The sequence below is a fragment of the Bradyrhizobium sp. UFLA05-89 genome, from assembly GCF_059803475.1.
Genome location: NZ_JBANBA010000117.1, coordinates 1 through 16,281 on the forward strand (window position 1 = coordinate 1; position 16,281 = coordinate 16,281).

The window sequence follows — 16,281 nt, forward strand, 5'->3', positions numbered from 1 at the left end:
CTTCGCGGCGCGCGTGGCAATGACTTCAACCCGCAGGCGCGTGATGTCGTCGATCTCGACGCGATCGACGAGGCGAACAACACCTCCGGCCTCGGCGCCGACTCCATGCTGCGCCAAGCCGGCTTCGTTGAGATTGACCGCTCGGCCGAGGCGCGGACCATCCAGATCACGGTTCCCCGGATGTAACCAATGCGTAAGCAGAAGCTCATCATGCCGCCCGATACGATCACGACCCGGTTGGACGGCTGGATCGGAGGCCCGGATCACATCCCCGCCCACGTCGCCGAGCTGATCTCCCAGGCGATGCCAGACGCCCCCCGCAGCACCATCGCGGCCATCCGCGCGCGCATGTTCGCGCGTCACAAGAGGATACTCAACCATGACTAAATCGACTCCAGCCGAAGAGCGCGGCGCACCCCCCGCGACCGCTCTCGGTGGAGAGGTGGCCGCTGCCGGCGTCGAGGTTAGCGACATCGGCAGCGGCCCCGATGCGGAGGTGGATGATTACGAAGAACTGCTCGCCAGGATCGACCGCTCGTATGACGAGGACGTGAGAATCGCGGTCCATGAAGCCGGGCACATCGTCGCTGCGCGTCTGCTTGGACATTCGCTTGGTGGAGCGACTGTCGATCCCGGCCTGGGCTACGGCGGCCGGGTTTGGGGCGACCGACACATGGAGGCGTATGTCGAAGGCCGGGGCGATGCTTTCCACGTTCGCCATGCACTTGCTCCGTTGATGCCGCAGCCAGGTGAGGACCACGGCTCGGTCTCCGACATCTTGGGCAATTGCTATGCTCAAGTAATCGAATTGATGGCTGGCCGCGCTGCCGAACGCATGATGCTCGACGATGAGCCTGCGTTGCCCGTCGATGATCTCCGGCAAGCTCGTGAGCTGGCTCTCCTCTTCTGCAAGTCCGAGGAGGCAATCGAAAGTTTCATCGAGCACAGCGAGGTTGCGGCGCGCGATCTCCTGATGCCGCATTCCGATCTCGTGATGGTGTTGAGCACAGTACTGCGGATCAAGCGAACGCTCGACGGAGCCGAGATCGACAAGATCATCTGGGACGTTGAGGCGCGCAAGGCGTTGGCGATAGAGCATCGGCGTCGCGAGGACTGGCGCAAGCGCGAACTGGTCGCGAGCCGCTTTCGGGCGGAATGTGATCGGCATCACGGCGCATGAACGCCACATCTTACACTAGATGGCATGTGGTAATCGACGACATCAAAGATCGGAAGGGCCGGCGGATGTAACCGGCTTGATGATCTTGAAGGGCCCCGATGTGCAATCGTCGGGGCCTTTTGTTCGAGACGGCTTGACGCTTAGATGTCGGCTCTTGAAGGCGAAGCCGAAATTATATGCTCGACCTGAGCCTTACCGGTTTTGGACCCCGAGACATTGCTCCGGCCCTGAACCACTGCACCTAGCGGATCAAATCTGACATTTGAATCCCGGCAGGCATTCCTTTGAATCGAATTGCAAGAGAGTTTCGCGCACGCAAAGCGGTATTTCCATCACTATTAGCCCTCTGATTGCCTCCGGCTGGAGGCGCTCGTCGAGATTCGCAATGCCCCAAGAAGCAGGTGGGCGGCTGGCAACGGCCGTCCCTACCGTGACCCTGAGTGCCTATTCATTGGCTAAGGAGGAGTTTTCAAAGAATCGGGGGATAGTGGGATGTGAAAAATCCTGAACCCCGCGATTTCAGGAAAGCCCTTCGCGGCGATTGGAGACACCAGGGCCAGGACTGCAGCCGGCACCTCGCCATTGACCAGCCGATCGATCGCCGTCGTGTGTCCTCCGCTCAGTTCGACCACAGGCCCGCCGGCTGCTGCAATCGCAATCCTGACATCGGCGCTGGATACTAGATACCTATCATCTATCGCAATGTTTTTGCCGGTGAGATCGGATACCGACTTAATCTCGGGGCGCACCATTACAACGGCAACCACCGGGAGGCCGGCGTTGTTGGGCGAGGCACCTGCGCTTGGTTCGGCACCCTCACGCGCAGTGGCTATTCCTTCGGCGACTGTCATTCGCTCCGCAACTGCGGTCGCGGCCGCCACCTGCTCTTGTATCGATCTGCCATCGGAATTCGGAGCGGGACCCACGTTGGGGTGCGAATCCGCGATGTTTGCCCCAACCGTGCCGGAAGCGGCGCCGGCGCTGCCTTTCTGGTCGACTTGCGTGCTCGATGAATAAGGCGGGATCGGAATGCGCGTTGCCGGAGGCTCTGCCTTTGCTGCAATGATGGTAGGCGGCGCGCTCTTGGTGGCGAGATGGGCCCTGTCACGGCGACGATGAGACGACACGCCCGCTGTTCCGGTCGTTCCTGCTGCTGCAGCAATACCTCCCGTTCCTCCTTCGGCAGCACCTGCTGTTACTCGTGCGGCAGCTCCTTCACCTGTGCCACCAGATTGATGATGCTCGCGCCCTTTTTGAGCGCGGCCGTGCTCTAGAGCTTCACGGTGCTCGCGGCCCTTTTGAGAATGCATCCCGCGTCCCTTTGGCGAATGCGCCGAATGTATGCCCGATATCGAACTCGCGGCGCCGACAGTACCCAGGTCATGTCCCGTCAGACCGGATGCTCCTGTGCCAACAACTCCAGTGGTGCTAACTCCGCCAACTCCTACCCCACCAGCTGCGCCAACTCCACCGACCCCGCCAGCTGCGCCAACGCCACCGACGCCACCACCGACGCCACCACCGACTCCGCCGCCGACACCACCGACGCCACCACCGACTCCGCCACCGACGCCACCACCGACTCCGCCGCCGACGCCACCACCGACTCCGCCACCGACGCCACCGACTCCGCCAACGCCCCCAACACCTCCAACGCCTCCACCTACTTGCGCGTGCAACGGTCCGGACGCTGCGATCAACAATGCCGGTAGCGCGGATACTGCAAGAAGCCTAGCTTTCCTCATCACGATGAGTCTCCTCTTTAGTTCCGCGCTAACCTCCACAAGGCACAAAATCACATGACTCAAAACGTTCCATGCAACAAAGGTGTTCCTCCTTGCGATATTGAAATAGATGCGGAACAAAATTTGAGATAGATGCGGAACAGGTTCCTTTGGCCGAATTGGTCCGGCGGTGGGCGAGGAATCGTCGAGGCGGCTCCGCCACAAGCGCTTCGTGCTTGACGGCGAGGCCGTGGTGCTCGGGGTAGAAGGCATCTCCGATTTCAACGCGCGAAGCACGACACTAAAGTGCGGTGAACCGACGCGACAAGCACCGGTCATTGCAAAGGTCACCCAGAAGCAGGTTCTTGAGCCAAGAACGCTGCGGCAAGGGGCGGGGCTTGCTAGGCCGTAACGGCGAGCTGTTACGCTCGCCGTTGGATCAGTCGCAATCGCACCTTTAGGCGTAGACCGGCCCGCCTGTGCCACTTCCGCCGGCCCAGATGATCGGGTGCTGCTTCCCACCCCCCGTGCCGTTACCAGCGCCGGTGCCGGGGCCCGTGCCAGTGCCATCACCTTGGCCGCCGCTCACTTCGTTAAGTTGATCCAATGCTAGTTCTTCCATTTCGATTTCTACGTCCAAGTCCATGTCGTTCTCCTGTTGGGTCCAGCGAGGGATAATCCGTCGTGGACCGGGAGTTATCGCAAAAGACTCCGACGGCGTTCAGTGATTTGGATCACTAGGCCCTCGAAGTATCTGCAGGCTTGCAGGAGCTGACAAGTGATTGAGTAACATTCGCACTTCGGCGGGATGATCGGCTCTGACACAAAAAGTGCGGTGAACCGACGCGACAAGCACCGGTCACCGCAAAGGTCACCCGACGTTCTTGAGCCAAGAACGCCGCGCGGCAATGGATGGGACTTGCTAGGGCCGCAACGGCACTGCCACGCTCGCGTTGGATCAATCCGCAATCGCACCTTTAGGGGCGCAGACTGGCCCGCAGCGGTGTCCAAAAGTGGACATAACGTACTTCTAAAATAGTTGGGCTTGGCTTAGCCAAAAGCGCCAAGCAACTCCACGGCCCTGGCATGTAGGCTATGCTGGGGCCGTTTCTTCGCCGGCTGACTGCCTAGTTACCCATCGATCGAAGGCCCCACTCGGCTTACGGCCGGGTGATGTGGTGGCGCCAGACTTGCTGTCAGACATAACGCTCAGGAATGAGAAGCGGTTTCAGCCGAGGAACTACGCACTTGCAATTTGCTTTCCATGATCAACGAACCCGATCTCGACCCATATTCAAGGCCGGTGCGCATCTATCTTGGCGTTGCCTTTTTTGGCGTTGCGTTGCTCGTTGCGGCGCTTCTTATGGGCACGTCTCCATGACGTAAAGGCCGCCCGAGTTAGCGGAGCCTTCGTCCTTCAAAGCCAGGCGCAAGAACGACCGCCGTGTCCCGGTCTTAGCGACTATTGGGAAAATTACGGGTAGACTTTCATGCCATTGGCCCCGGTGGCGGGCTTTTGTGAGTTGTGTATTTGACGAAGCATACTAAAGCGCGTTCAGCGATGCCGGGGTTCATTAAGCCTCAGCTCGCCACGTTGAAGAGCAAGGCGCCTTCCGGCGCCGGTTGGCTTCACGAGATCAAGTACGACGGTTATCGCATTCAGCTCCACATTGACGGGGACAACCGCAAAGCCTTCACGCGCACTGGCCTGAACTGGACCAAGCGCTTTTCAGTCATTGCGGGCGCGTTCGACATCCCCGATCAGGTGGTCATCGACGGGGAGGTGGTGGTCGTCCACGAAGGCCGCACCAACTTCTCCGAGCTGCAGTCAGACCTCGCCAGAGGTGATCAAGATCGTCTGTTGTACTACGCGTTCGATCTCCTATGGCTCAACGGCAAGGACCTACGGAAAGCGCCTCAGATTGAGCGCAAGACCACATTGAAAAGCCTGTTCAACACTCACCAACTCGAACCTCCGGCTCTCTACAGCGAACATCTGATCGTCGATGGGCAGGTGCTTTTCGAACACGCCAGCAAGCTCAACTATGAGGGCATCGTATCGAAGAAGGCGGAAGCACCTTACCGCTCGGAGCGGACCGAGGCTTGGGCGAAGATCAAGACTGTGCACACGGGAAAGTTTCCCGTGATCGGTTTCATCAAGGACCCGTCCGGCGTTGCCGCGCTCTATCTTGGCAAGCAGGAAGGCAAAGAGCTGCGCTATATGGGGAAGGTTGGGACAGGATGGTCCCGGACCGTCTCCAGCCAAATCCGGAAGCAACTCGACACGGTGGTGAGTCCAAAGTCCAAACTAACAAAGCCGGTCAGGAAGCCGAAGGCTACTTGGGTCGAGCCCAAGTACTACGCCGATGTGGAGTATAGGGACATCACGACCGAAGGTCTTCTGCGCGCAAGTTCGTTCAAAAATCTGTCAAAGGGAACAGAGCGTTCATGAACGTGTTCTCCCAAAATCGGAGAGGGAATATGCGCAAGGTTCTGGCTAAACTGGACGATGGACAACGCCGTGAATTGCTCTATCTGGCCGATCTGGGCACCGCGCTGTGCTTGTCGGGATTGGTTGTAAGTATTCTCCAAGCTGCCGGCCGCATCTTTTACTCGCTGTGACCAAGCCCAACTGCCCGACGGCAACGGCCGTTGCAGCGCCTTCGCCTCGTCTCATGGCGCGCGCATCCAGACATCCCGTTCATCGCCGATTGGCATCCATGAATTCGAGGATCGAGTTCGGACCTCGCCGAACTCAACGTAGCGTCGGCGCAGCTCGTCGGCGATGTCCATGGTCGCGTCACGGGACCAGCCTTCAGCGGTATTGAAGGCTACGATGCGGACTGGACGACTATACTGGCCTTCCACTAGGTCGCTGATCAGCGTCTCGCGGTCAGCGTTGTCAGCGTCGGTCTCGCGCCAGTAGCAGCCCATCCGGCCGAAGTCCTCCAGCACGAGATAAGTGTTTTGGTCGGCCCCTTGGGGCACAATCGATGGCGAGGCACGCATAACGAAACTCCCGGACCAAAGCGTGCCACTAGCCTACGTGCCAGTGAATGCCGCGTCAGCTTACAATTTGTCTCGCCGGAATTTCCCAGAAAGACCATCATGCCGACTGGCATTTTGTTCCAATTGAAGTCACACCGAACGTCTGCGCGCCGCGCTTGCCGCAGTAGCTCACTTCCGCTGCCGGCGGGCACAGCGGACGATGCCCGGACTTGCCGCTGGCCAACGCGGTTATTAGCAGAAATCATATGACCGGGAAGGAGTATTCGCCAGCAGCCACATGGCCGAAGCGCCGTCCACAACGAGCAACCACTCCGGACGTCGGGCGGCTCCGAACCGGAGAACATACTCCAAGGTCGTGTGTTTAATGCTACTCGACGCGTTATAAGTTCTTTGTGATACTTTGTCGTGGCTCGCCTTATCTGCTGGAGCCGAACCATGCCTGACGAAGCAACCAAACTAAAACTCGTAATTACGTTAGTTCATGGGACGTGGGGCCGATCACTTCCCTCAATTGGTCCTCGGTGGTTCGAGGAGGGTTCGAGTTTTCGCGAGAGTTTACGAACCCGCCTTGAGCTAGAGGCGTTTTCATTTGATATCAGTGCGTTTCCCTGGAGTGGAAGCAACTCAATACGAGCCAGAGAACAAGGTGCGGTCGCTCTTGCTCAGAAGCTCACCGAAATCAATGAGTCGGGTGAGAGATGCCACAGTGTCATAGTAGCTCATAGCCACGGGGGGAATCTCGCCTTAGAGGCGATTCGGCTTAGTGGGGTCGGGTCTCGGCTGGCATTGGTTTCGTTGGCTACGCCGTATCTCGACATTAGGGAGCTTCCTCGCTCGGCCTCCATCTTTAAGCAAATAGATATACTGATCGCAGCGGTAGTCTTTTTGCTCGGTTTCTCGATCTTGTCCGCGTTTGTAGTGCCAGGGTTGCGTGAGGAGGAGCGGCGGTTCCTTGACATAGGCAGCCACGACTTCCCGCTTCTTATCACAATGTGTGTCTTTGCGCTCGTTCTTGTGCGCTGTTTTGTTGTTGGTTTTAACTATGACAAAACCGCGTGGAAGACACCTGCGTTTCGCGTGAATTCAGAAGTCCCAATACTCGCCCTCCGCGCGACAGACGATGAGGCAAACCTTGCTCTGATCGGGGGTGCCATCGGGGCAAAGCTTCTATCCATTCTGTTTTGGCTCTCCTATCCGGTGTTGTTGATAGGGTTCTCGATAACCGTAATTCCCATGGTCGGGCAATTCTTTGCTCTATTTGCTTGGCCCTACGGGTACGTCTATTTTTTCGGCGTGGTTGCCACGCTATTCCTTAGCGCGCGCAAGATCTCTTCGAAAATCGCGATATTGACGGCTACCGTGTTGATAGTCGGTTTCGCTCTACTGCCACACCTTGTGGACGACGCGTGGTTCCGGACTAACGGCCAAATACTTTTCTATGCAGTCCTTTATGCTGCGGTGTCGCTGAAGCTTGCGATTGTCATCATGATTGCCTTGTTGTGTCTTATCGCCTTATCTCGCGCGATCAACGGCAGAGAGCTGATTTTTGGCGGCGTTGGTTACGAAGTAAACGTGCAGTCTGCTCCGGATTCCGAGAGGGTGAAGTTGGTAAGCTTGGGAAGCATCTACGGAAAAAGGACTGGACTACGCCATTCAATTTATGACCATGAAGAATGTGCTCCGACCATCGCAGGATGGATCTCACACGAGTATAGGGGATCGATGGCCGCGTCTAGCGAAGGGAGCACGATCAGTTCGTAGGTCCTTGCCGATAAGCATCGCGTGGACGGTACAAATTTCGCTGTTGGCCCATCGAGTCATTTCGCTGCGCTGCGACGGTTGGTCGCTATCAGCGCGTAGCCGACTTTCTGACGAGCCTCCCGGTAGGTTTATAGGTTCACAGCAAGACGTGTTGCCTCCGCTGCAACTGCAACCACGGATTTTCTCGCACCAGATGTTTTCGATAGGCGCGGTCGCGCGTACCCCCAGTTTCCGCAGACCCTGGAGGACCCGACGCCCGGTTGCAGAGGGATCCGCCATTTTTCGACATTCGCAGCGTTTCCGCACGTCAGCGCATCAACGTCGCGCATTGCGTTGCGCGTCACGACGACGGCGGCGCGCAGCGTCACGATGGGTAGCCCACAGGACAGGGGTCACCGCAGCGTCGAGCGCGCGAGCAATGCCTCAGCTTGAATTCTTTGGGATGTAGTTTTGCCGGAAGTGCTCAACCGCACCACCAATTTCAACCCAGTCATGCTTCGACTGCTCAAAAACTGATATGACGGGGGCCGGGTACTTTGGGTCTGCCATCGCGCCGATAGCAACGCCGATCATCGCGGGCAGATTGCTGACTTTCCAGTAGACTGTTGAGCCGCACTGGGGACAAAAATAGTTCTGCATTTTCCCGCCGCTTGCGGCTGCGTGAGTGAACTCTTTTGGGTTTCCTGAGACGGTGACGACCTCAGCGGGGTAATAAGCGCCTACACCGAACGGCGCACCGGTTCGGCGTTGGCAGTCGATGCAGTGACAAGCAACGACTATTTTGGATGGTTCTTCTGGAAGCGAGAGCGTCATTGCACCGCAGTTGCATCTGGCTTCGCCCATCGGAAAGTCCTCCACCGTCCTGATTTCGGACCTTAGCGCCAAAACGCCGGGCGATATAGCGACACATTTCGACGGACAGACGACAGGCGCGAGGACGACTGCGCGCCGGGAGCCTATCGCACACGACGCGCCGTCAGGATCAACCGCCCGCGCTCAGTCGTCCACCGAATGATCCGCAACCTCCTCGTAGCCGTTGCAGATCAAGACATGGGTCCGACGCTCGCCAATCGGGCGGGTGATGCAAATCTCTACGAGGTCATCAGCGCCCCGGCCGGGAACGTGAACCTTGACGATGAAGCTGTCGAAGCAGCGAACTGTCGAAACCGGAATGCGCATGGTGTTTACTCCGTTATTGGTGGCGACAGCCGTAGCCTAAGGGTTACACGAGGGTCGCATTACGTAGGTTCGAGCAAAATTTTTTCGCCGGCATGGAACGCGGCACGATCACCATCGACGCGACGGCATACATCCACCCGAACGCGCGCAAGACATCAGGCATCGCAGGCGAGGCCGAGGGAAGGCCCCACACCGCGCCGGCAGCGCCGGCCAACGGGCGCGCAGATAGGCCGCGAAGCCGAGCTAGAGCGCTTCCGCCGAAGCTGGTAGGACGCAGTACCGGCCCGCCGGAAGCCACTCAGCGGCCTTCCAAACGGCTTCCAGCGGATTGGGACACAATGGAGGACACTCCGAGCATAGTCCCTTATAATCGTTATGTTATTTTCCATCTCCCGGTTCCCGCAAGGGGAGAAGGTGGCTCCTGCGCATGGCTAGGCCACTAGGTCATCGTAGGTAGCGCTCCCGTGCTCAGGCGATTTGCTTTCCTACACACTCGCCAAATGCTCGTGGCCGTACGCCACGCTCAAGCCAGCATGGCCCGGGAGGTGGCGCCAAAAAGGGGGTGACGTAGTGGTAAAAATTTGTGCGACCGCCGTTATCGGAGAACCGTTACCTTCCTGTCCGGCTCAATGCCAAATTTCGGCGCGCCAGCACGGATCGTGCTCGTGCAGGAGGGGGGCGCCCTCCTTTTTTCGGAGGTAGGTGGGACCCAAGGGGAGGTACGGGGTCCCTGCACGCCGATATCACAGCCGCTGAAGCACGCGTGCAACCTGCGTCTCGGTCCATGCGCTAGCCGCGTGCAGTCGCAATACCTTTTTCCGTAAGGCCAGCTGCAATGGCTTTCACACTCGTCACAGTCCGGATCACATCAATAATCGAACGGTCGCCCGCGACCCGGGCGGGTCCGAATCGGTCAGCGATGGCGAGGATGTCGACCTGTGTCCTACTGATCTCGGATTTGAGGTTGGCCCTCTATGTAGCGACCGACCTACGAACTATGACGCGAGTATGGATGGGGGATCTCCCGGTGAAGACGGCCGTCGATTCCGGCGCCATCGACTCGACGGTTCCCGCGATCTCCGACAACGCTTCGAGCGCTGACTTGGACCGAGCGGATTTGCCGAGATCAGGGATGGCCCAAGAGGGCTGCCGACGACCTTACTTGATCCGAGCAGCACGCCACTTTTCTGCGGCCGGTTTGAGATACGCCAGCCGGTCCGATGAGTACAGATTTTGGACTGGATAGAATGACGAGGAGCATGAGAAACTAAGACTCAAGGTGCCCCCCGCAATCGCGTGGAAAATTGGAGAGTTGCCATGGCCCATGCTCTCGCCCAACAGCCCGAGTACAGATTGAGTCAAGCGGCAGTCGCGGACCTTCGTAAAGCGCTTCGTGGCGCCCTCCTGCAGCCCGCCGATGCCGGATATCGCGAAGCGCGCTCGATCTGGAACGGCATGATTATCAAAGAGCCCGGCTCATCGCTCGGGTAAGCGGCGCGTCGGACGTTGTCGCCTGTGTGAATTTCGCCCGCGAGAACGGACTGCCGCTATCGATTCGAGGCGGCGGGCACAACATCGCAGGCACCGCGCTCTGCGACCGCGGGCTGATGATCGACATGAGCCTGCGGCGCGGCGTGCGCGTCGACCCTGACCGCCGGATGGTTCGGGCCGAGGCTGGCACCACCTGGGGCGACGTCGATCACGAAGCGCAGCCCCTCGGGCTGGTTGTCCCGGGCGGCATCGTGTCGAATACCGGGGTTGCCGGGTTCACTCTGGGCGGCGGCTTCGGCTGGACGTCGCGCAAATGCTGCTACGCCGCAGACAACCTCGTCTCGGTCGACATCGTAACCGCGGACGGCGAGCGTCGGCACGCCAGCAAGACCGAGAACGCTGATCTGTTCTGGGCGTTGGGGGGTGGCGGCGGCAATTTTGGCGCGGTCACGTCCTTCGAGTTCCGGGCACATCCACACGGACCGCAGGCTCTATGCGGGATGGTAGTGTACCCGATGGCACAAGCGCGCGACGTTGCGCACCAATTTTGTCGGATCGCCACCACGGCGCCGGACGAACTGTGCTGCTTGCTCATCTTGCGCATCGCCCCGTCTGCGCCGTTCATGCCCGAGGCGCTGCACGGAACGCCAATCGCGGCGATTGCCGCGTGCTGGACCGGCGATCCCATCGCCGGACAGGATGCGATGCGTGGGCTCAAGAGCTTTGGTACGCCGGCTGCGGATACGATCACCGTGAAGCCGTTCGTTGCGCATCAGACCATGCTCGATTCTGGCCAGCCGTTCGGCCGTCGTTATTACTGGAAGTCGGATTTTTTCGCCGATATGAACGAGCCCTTGATCGATGCGATGGTCGAGCACGCCGAACGTATTACCTCTCCGCATTCCGCCGCTCTCTTCATGCACATGGGCGGCGCTCCCGCCCAACTCGATCGCGGGCTCAACGCAGTCGGCTTTCGGACGGCCCAATACGTGTTGAACGTGCAGGCGGCTTGGGAAAATCCGCAGGAGGATCGCCGTCATATCGAATGGGCGCGCGAATACTGGGCGGCTATCCATCCGTATTCGACCGGCGCCGCTTACATCAATTTCATGACTGAGGACGAGGGCGACGCCCGCGTGCGCGACGCCTATGGTAATCGACTCTACGAGCGGCTCGCCGAGATCAAGGCCAAATTCGATCCAGGAAATCTATTCCACGGCGCACAGAACATCCCGCCGCGATAGAGACGCGTAGACACGTTGGAGGGCAACCATCCCGCTAGGTGATCGAGTCAGCCGGACTTCAATTGCGCGGATACCAGCTGCATCTGCTGTTGTGCCTTACCCGAACCGGAGGGCGAGGGGTGCGCCACCTTTTTTTGGCGGTGGGTGGACCCAAGGGGAGGTACAGGAAAAGCAGGGGGGCCGATTCCTACGCGCCGATGTCCCTCTTAGTAGACCTCACGCAGAGGGGTGTGCCGCCTTTTTTTCCGGCGGTAGGTGGACCCAAGGGGAGGTACAGGAAAGATAGCGCGCCTGATCCCTGCGCGGGCAAATCATCAGTTGCTGCCATCGTATCATATGTGACGCCTTGCTGTAACTTCACTGAAAAGGGCAGGGCAACGCAGCCGCCGCCATATCGGCATCGGCTGTCTGCGGGAGCCGGACGTTGTACGATGGTTACGTTGACCGCCGGTTTTGGCCCGAAGGCGACATCGAACCCGATAAATACCGAGGTGGGTTGAGTAACATTTCCACTCGCCGAAGGCCGCCGCTTTGCAAACGGACTCCAGATCGAAAGATCGCCCGTGACCTTGCAGAGCATCCTCCGTAAAGCGTGAGCTCAACTGGGAACCCGGTACGCCACCCAGGTGTTACTTCTTCAAATCAAAAAGGGAGGATTTCCATGCGTTTGATACACGCAGCGGCATTCGCTCTTTGTCTGCTCTCAGTCACGTCGGTGGGGTCTTTTGCCGGTGACCCCAAGAGCGATGTCTCGGCAGCTTACGCAGCATTTGATGCGGCGTTCAACAAGGCCGACGCGAAGGCCGTTGCCGCCTTATATCTTCCGAGCGCCAAGGTGTTACCGCCATCCCACGAGGTGGTCTCCGGTCCGCCGGCGATCGAGAAGTTTTTCGCCGGACTACACACCGGCGGTGTAACTGACCACAAACTTGAGATGATCGACGCGGGTGGCGATGACAAAGTCGTCTATGGCACCGCAAACTGGAGCGCCAAAGGCAAGGACAAGGATGGCAAGCCTGCGAACCTTTCCGGCATCGCCACCCACGTGTTCGAGCGTCAGGCGGATGGTTCGCTGAAGCTGAGGTTACATACCTTCAACTAAGGCTGGCCGTACGTGTTGCCTGACGCCGCGCGAGGAGACTTTGCGTGAATATCGCGGAATGGCTTCGTGGTCTCGGGCTGGAGCGCTACACGCAGGCCTTCCAGGATGCGGAGGTCACGACTGAGGTCCTGCCAGAGTTGACCGAAGCCGACCTGCGGGAGCTAGGAGTTCCGCTCGGGCCGCGAAAGATCGTGCTCAAGGCGATCCAAGCCGTTGCTGGCCCGCCGACGACAGTCTTGCTGCCAGAGGCGGCGCCAGAGAAAGCGGGGTCGAAGGCGGCTCCGCTCTCGGTTGAGGCCGAGCGGCGGCAACTGACGGTTATGTTTGTCGATTTGGTCGGCTCGACGGCGCTCGCGTCTCAGCTCGATCCCGAAGAGATGGGCGAGCTGATCCGAATTTACCAGAACACAGTGGCCGGAGAGATCACGCGATTCGAGGGACATATCGCCAAGTTTCTCGGCGATGGTGTGCTCGCCTACTTCGGCTGGCCTCGGGCGCACGAAGACGAGGCCGAGCGCGCAGTCCGGGCCGGCCTCAGCCTCACGGCGGCGGTCGCCGCGCTCGCTGCGCCGGGCGGCGGAGGGCTCGCGGCGCGCGTAGGCATCGCTACTGGGCTGGTCGTCGTTGGTCACCTGGTCGGCGAGGAGGAGGCGCGCGAGCGGGCGGTGGTCGGCGAGACCCCGAACCTCGCTGCGCGGCTGCAGGCGGTAGCGGAGCCTGGGGGTGTTGTCGTTGCCGAGGCCACAGGCCGCCTGCTCGGTGATCTGTTCGTCTACCGCGATCTGGACGCGCTGCGCCTGAAAGGCTTCGCCGAGCCGGTTCGGGCTTGGAGCATCCTTGGCGAGGGAACTGCCGAGAGCCGGTTCGATGCCCGACACGGCGCTACGACCGCATTGGTGGGGCGCGACCAGGAACTGGGGCTGCTGCTGGACCGGTGGGAGCGGGCGAAGGAAGGTGAAGGGCAAGTGGTCCTGCTCGCCGGCGAGCCGGGCATTGGCAAGTCCTGCCTTGTCCACAGTCTGCGCAAGCGGCTCGGGAGCGAACCGCGCACGCCGCTGAGGCAGTATTGCTCGCCGTACCACACCAACAGCGCACTCTACCCGGTTGTCGGCCTTCTCGAGCGAGCGGCGGGACTACAGCGAGGGGATCCACCGGAGCGTCAGCTCGACAAGCTCGAGACGATGCTGGCCCTCGCGGTGGAGAACGTCCAAGAGAGCGCTCCGCTCTTCGCGGACTTGCTCGCAATCCCAACGGGCGGGCGTTACCGGCCGTTGGATTTGAGCCCGCAGCACAAGAAGGAGATGACATTCCAAGCGCTGCTCGATCAAATGGCGGGCTTGGCATCGCGCCAACCAGTGCTGGCGCTCTACGAGGACGTACACTGGATTGACCCAACCACGCTCGAGCTGCTGGGCCGGGTTGTCGACCGGGTGCAGCGCCTGCGGGTGCTCGCCGTCATCACTTTCCGGCCAGAGTTCGCCCCGCCGTGGACCGGGCACGGACACGTCACCACGCTCTCGCTGAGCCGCCTAGGGCGGCGGCAGGGCGCTGCCGTTGTCGGGCGCGTGACCGGGGGCAAGCGGCTTCCAGACGAGGTGCTCGAGCAGATCCTGGCCAAGACCGATGGCGTGCCCTTGTTCGTGGAGGAGCTGACCAAGATGGTGCTCGAGTCCGGTCTGCTCGAGAACGCGGGCGACGGCTACAAGCTGACTGGCCCGCTACCGGCGCTGGCAATCCCGGCGACGCTGCAGGACTCATTGATGGCCCGGCTCGATCGACTGGCGCCGGTCAAGGAAGTGGCTCAGATGGCCGCTTGCATCGGACGCGAGTTCTCACACGAGCTTCTGGCCGCGGTCGCGTCGCTCGGTGAGAACGCGCTCGGGGATGCACTCGCCCAGCTGCTCACTGCGGAGCTGATCTTCCGGCGCGGCGCACCGCCCAAGATCGGTTACAGCTTCAAGCATGCCCTGGTTCAAGATGTTGCCCACGAGAGTTTGCTCAAGAGCCGGCGGCAGCAGGTCCACGCGCGGATCGCCACCGTTCTCGAGGACAACTTTCCAACCGTCGCCGAGACCGAGCCCGAAACGCTTGCGCAACATCTCACCGAGGCCGGGCTGGCCGAGCGGGCCGTGGGCTATTGGCTGCGGGCGGGCAGAAACGCCGCCGCGCGCTCTGCCAATCTTGAAGCGATCAGTGACCTGTCTAAAGGGTTGGAGGCGCTGAACAAGCTTCCTGCGGATCCGGAGCGGGATCGGCAGGAACTCGCATTGCAGACGGCGATCGGCACGCCGCTAATCGCTGTCCACGGCTACGCCGCGCCGCAAACCGGTGCCGCCTACAGTCGGGCGCGCCTATTATGCGAGCAGCTCGGAGACGCGGGCGCCCTGTTTGCCACGCTCAGCGGTGAGTTCACGTATCACTTCGTGCGCGGTGACTACGGCATGATGCGGCAGCTATCCGAAGAGGCGCGGCGCACGTCGGAGCGCAGCGCGGATGCGGCTCTTCGGCTGGCGGCACACCGTCTGTCCGCGCTCACAGCCCTGCAGGTCGGATCGTTTATCGAAGCGCGCTCCGAATTCGAGACGATCTTGCGCCTCTATGACCCGAGCCAACATCGCCCGCCACCGGTTCATTACGTCCATGATCCGAAGATTTCGGCGCTCGCATACCTCGGGGTCATCGACTGGATCCTTGGCTATCCGGAGCAGGCGCGACGCTGGAGCGTGGCGGCGTTGCAGTACGCCGAGGTGTTAAACCAGGCGAACCTCACCGCTCATGTCCGAGTTTACGGCGGCGCTGGGCTTGCCGAGCTTCTTTGCGACACGGCGGCGGTGCGGGCGCATGCCGATGCGGTCATCGGGCTCGCCGATCAGCACAGGTTGAACTACTGGCGCTTGAGCGGCCTCATCCTGAGAGGCTGGGTGATGGCTCAGGACGGAGCCATTGAGGCGGGGCTGGCGCTAATGGGCCAGAGCGCCGCTGAGCGGCTCGCCTTGGGCGTCGGCTGGTATCAGATCCGATATCTCTGCATGTTGGCGGCAACTCACCTGCAAGCAGGTGCCGCCGAAGAAGGCTTGGGCGTCATCGCCCAAGCGACGGATCTCGTCGAGCGAAACAACGAGCATATGTGGGAGGCGGAACTCTGCCGGCTTGAGGGTGAGTTGCGGTCCGCGCAGGGTGCATCCCCGGCCGAGGTCGAGTCATGTTTTGAGCAGGCGCTGGAAACGGCGCGAGGTCAGAGTGCCAAGTCATTAGAGCTGCGGGCGGCGATCAGTCTCGCCCGACTCCGGCGCGACCAGGGTAAGCACGCTGACGCCCACGCTCTGCTCGCGCCAGTCTACGGTTGGTTCACCGAGGGCTTCGACACTCGTGACCTGAAGGAAGCCAAGGCGTTACTCGACGAACTCAATCCCTAATCTCTCTCTGCGCCCATCCTCACTACTTCCGATAACAGCTCTTCTCGGAAGCTAGGAAGGTGTGAATTTGGTTCAACTTGAAGCGGATATTGCAGCCGTTGATCCGGTGAGTTAACCACCTTCAATCGGATTGCCGGATCGTATCGAGCACACCGGACGGGGTCACGCGCTTAAG

At 60.4% G+C, this 16,281-nt stretch carries 15 protein-coding genes; 10 read left to right on the forward strand and 5 right to left on the reverse strand.

Translation table 11 applies throughout. The annotated features are described in order from the left end of the window. Together SO139_RS37930 and SO139_RS37935 are read left to right on the forward strand one after the other, a co-directional pair. The coding region (locus SO139_RS37930) for a hypothetical protein (RefSeq protein ID WP_498541627.1) at positions 1-186 on the forward strand (186 nt) is incomplete at its 5' end. Positions 187-189: 3 nt separating this feature from the next. Next, a complete protein-coding gene (locus SO139_RS37935; RefSeq protein ID WP_474804914.1) occupies positions 190-387 on the forward strand; it encodes a hypothetical protein in 198 nt (65 codons plus the stop codon). On the opposite strand, the gene SO139_RS37940 is transcribed toward SO139_RS37935, so the two are convergent. Then, positions 374-1,168 (reverse strand): hypothetical protein, encoded by a 795-nt coding sequence (locus tag SO139_RS37940; protein ID WP_498541628.1) that lies wholly within the window; start codon positions 1,166-1,168, stop codon positions 374-376. The two genes, SO139_RS37935 and SO139_RS37940, sit on opposite strands and share 14 nt — an antisense overlap. Before the next feature lie 467 nt (positions 1,169-1,635). Next, a complete protein-coding gene (locus tag SO139_RS37945) occupies positions 1,636-2,490 on the reverse strand; it encodes a type 2 periplasmic-binding domain-containing protein (RefSeq protein WP_474804910.1) in 855 nt (284 codons plus the stop codon). A gap of 72 nt (positions 2,491-2,562) precedes the next feature. On the opposite strand from SO139_RS37945, the gene SO139_RS37950 reads away from it, so the two are divergent. The 3 genes from SO139_RS37950 to SO139_RS37960 all read left to right on the forward strand — a co-directional run bounded on the left by SO139_RS37950 (position 2,563) and on the right by SO139_RS37960 (position 5,526). Beyond that, complete coding sequence (locus tag SO139_RS37950) at positions 2,563-2,892, forward strand: hypothetical protein (RefSeq protein ID WP_498541629.1); 330 nt, start codon at positions 2,563-2,565, stop codon at positions 2,890-2,892. Positions 2,893-4,435: 1,543 nt separating this feature from the next. Beyond that, positions 4,436-5,356 (forward strand): non-homologous end-joining DNA ligase, encoded by a 921-nt coding sequence (gene ligD, locus SO139_RS37955; RefSeq protein ID WP_474799882.1) that lies wholly within the window; start codon positions 4,436-4,438, stop codon positions 5,354-5,356. Between the two features lie 29 nt (positions 5,357-5,385). Beyond that, positions 5,386-5,526: a hypothetical protein gene (locus tag SO139_RS37960; protein WP_474799884.1), complete on the forward strand. Its 141-nt coding sequence runs from the start codon at positions 5,386-5,388 to the stop codon at positions 5,524-5,526. Between the two features lie 51 nt (positions 5,527-5,577). On the opposite strand, the gene SO139_RS37965 is transcribed toward SO139_RS37960, so the two are convergent. After that, entirely contained in the window at positions 5,578-5,913 is a 336-nt protein-coding gene (locus SO139_RS37965; protein ID WP_498541630.1) for a hypothetical protein, read from the reverse strand. 435 nt (positions 5,914-6,348) lie between these two features. Between SO139_RS37965 and SO139_RS37970 the strand changes: the two genes are divergently transcribed. Then, positions 6,349-7,674 carry a lipase family protein gene (locus SO139_RS37970; protein WP_498541631.1) on the forward strand — a complete coding sequence of 442 codons (1,326 nt, stop codon included), beginning with the start codon at positions 6,349-6,351 and terminating at the stop codon, positions 7,672-7,674. Positions 7,675-8,097: 423 nt separating this feature from the next. Here the strand turns inward: SO139_RS37970 and SO139_RS37975 are convergent, their stop codons facing one another. Together SO139_RS37975 and SO139_RS37980 are read right to left on the reverse strand one after the other, a co-directional pair. Next, on the reverse strand, positions 8,098-8,517 hold the full coding sequence (locus SO139_RS37975; protein ID WP_474799890.1) for a GFA family protein: 420 nt from the start codon (positions 8,515-8,517) through the stop codon (positions 8,098-8,100). A 153-nt stretch (positions 8,518-8,670) separates the two neighbouring features. Further along, positions 8,671-8,853, reverse strand: coding sequence for a hypothetical protein (locus SO139_RS37980; RefSeq protein WP_474799892.1), 183 nt, complete (start codon positions 8,851-8,853; stop codon positions 8,671-8,673). 1,317 nt (positions 8,854-10,170) lie between these two features. On the opposite strand from SO139_RS37980, the gene SO139_RS37985 reads away from it, so the two are divergent. The 4 genes from SO139_RS37985 (at position 10,171) to SO139_RS38000 (ending at position 16,106) form a co-directional block, all read left to right on the forward strand. After that, positions 10,171-10,344 carry a hypothetical protein gene (locus tag SO139_RS37985; RefSeq protein WP_498541632.1) on the forward strand — a complete coding sequence of 58 codons (174 nt, stop codon included), beginning with the start codon at positions 10,171-10,173 and terminating at the stop codon, positions 10,342-10,344. Between the two features lie 26 nt (positions 10,345-10,370). Beyond that, complete coding sequence (locus SO139_RS37990; protein WP_498541633.1) at positions 10,371-11,588, forward strand: FAD-binding oxidoreductase; 1,218 nt, start codon at positions 10,371-10,373, stop codon at positions 11,586-11,588. Positions 11,589-12,249: 661 nt separating this feature from the next. Then, a complete protein-coding gene (locus SO139_RS37995) occupies positions 12,250-12,690 on the forward strand; it encodes a YybH family protein (RefSeq protein ID WP_474801604.1) in 441 nt (146 codons plus the stop codon). A gap of 44 nt (positions 12,691-12,734) precedes the next feature. After that, positions 12,735-16,106, forward strand: a complete 3,372-nt coding sequence (locus tag SO139_RS38000; RefSeq protein ID WP_498541634.1) for an adenylate/guanylate cyclase domain-containing protein — start codon at positions 12,735-12,737, stop codon at positions 16,104-16,106. Positions 16,107-16,281: the final 175 nt, after the last annotated feature.